This is a genomic window from Achromobacter maghribensis, from assembly GCF_057334215.1.
Map to the genome: position 1 here is coordinate 246,745 of NZ_JBHFII010000039.1, position 1,429 is coordinate 248,173.

Consider the following 1,429-nt stretch of genomic DNA (forward strand, 5'->3'; position numbering starts at 1 on the left):
CCTGGGGCGCGCGCGCCGGCGGGGGCTTTCCGGCCCATCCGCGCACCGCCGCAGACACCATATTGGTGATTACCCTAAAACCCGCACCGGAACGGTGCATATGGAGAAGACGCATGGATATCAATCTGCCCGACGTCGTGGCCGAGGTCACGGCAGCGTGCGAGCGCTACGAGACCGCCCTGGTCAACAACCAGCTGGACGTGTTGGACACCCTCTTCTGGAATAGCCCGCACACCTTGCGCTACGGCGCGGGCGAAAACCTGTATGGCTATGAAGCCATCCGCGCCTTCCGCGCCACGCGCTCGCCGCAGGGTCTGGCGCGCCGCGTCCTGCGCACGGCCATCACGACCTACGGCAACGACTTCGCCACCGCCAACCTGGAATTCCAGCGCGACGGCAGCGACCGCATCGGTCGCCAAAGCCAGACCTGGCTGCGCACGCCCGAGGGCTGGCGCGTGGTCTCCGCGCACGTCAGCCTGATGACATAAGGTTGTCTCGTTGAGTGGCCTCGTTGCGCCCCGTCACACACCACAGGCCTGCGCGCGATATCGATATGCGGAATCGGCATTGAGCAGGCTGCGGTCCAGGTCTACACTGGACTTTCCTTTACCCGTTGGAGCACACGCCTCATGAGCACCTACAAGATTGCGGTTTTCGTCGGAAGCCTGCGCGCTGCCTCCATCAACCTGCGACTGGCCCGCGCGCTGGAAAAGCTGGTTCCCGCCGAATTCAAGTTCGAGTACGTGAGCCTGGGCGACATCCCGCTCTACAACCAGGACAACGAAAACAACCTGCCGCCGCCTGCCGCCAAGCTCAAGCAACAGATCGCCGACGCGCAAGGTATCTTGTTCGTCTCGCCCGAACACAACCGCTCGGTGCCCGCCGCCATCAAGAACGCCATCGACTGGGGCTCGCGCCCGTGGGGCCAGAACTCGTGGCCCGGCAAGGCTGTCGGCATTGTCGGCGCATCGCCCAGCGCCGCCGGCACCGCGCTGATGCAGCAGCACCTGCGCAACATCCTGGCCGCCGAAGGCGCCAACGCGCTGACCACGCCGGAAGTCTTCCTGCAATACACGGAAGGCTTGGTCGACGATCAGTTCAACATCACCAATGAAGGCACGCGCAAATTCCTGCAAGGCTGGATCGACCGCTATGTCGATTGGGTCACGAAGCTGAACAGCTGATTGCCGCCGCCGCCGGCCCGGGGCCCTGCCCCCGCCGGCGCCGATCGCCCGATCTACCTCCGGGCGATCAAGCCCCTCGATGCGTCGAGGGGCTTTTTTTCATCCCGAAGAAGAGCCGAGCTCTCGATGATGCCTCGGCGTTTTTTAACCTGAAGAAGAACAGCCGCGCCACCGCCGGGCCGCCCCCAAGGCGGCGCAGCCCCCTCAGGGGGCAGCAAGCGCGCACAGCGCGCGCAGCGTGGGGG

The 1,429-nt window shown here is 65.2% G+C and carries 2 protein-coding genes; both read left to right on the forward strand.

All coding sequences use genetic code 11. The annotated features are described in order from the left end of the window. Positions 1-113 precede the first annotated feature (113 nt). The gene (hpxZ, locus tag ACE039_RS16740) at positions 114-488 is read left to right on the forward strand and encodes an oxalurate catabolism protein HpxZ (RefSeq protein WP_485822859.1); all 375 of its coding nucleotides are present in this window, start codon (positions 114-116) and stop codon (positions 486-488) included. A gap of 141 nt (positions 489-629) precedes the next feature. Further along, positions 630-1,184 carry an NADPH-dependent FMN reductase gene (locus ACE039_RS16745; protein WP_485822860.1) on the forward strand — a complete coding sequence of 185 codons (555 nt, stop codon included), beginning with the start codon at positions 630-632 and terminating at the stop codon, positions 1,182-1,184. Positions 1,185-1,429: the final 245 nt, after the last annotated feature.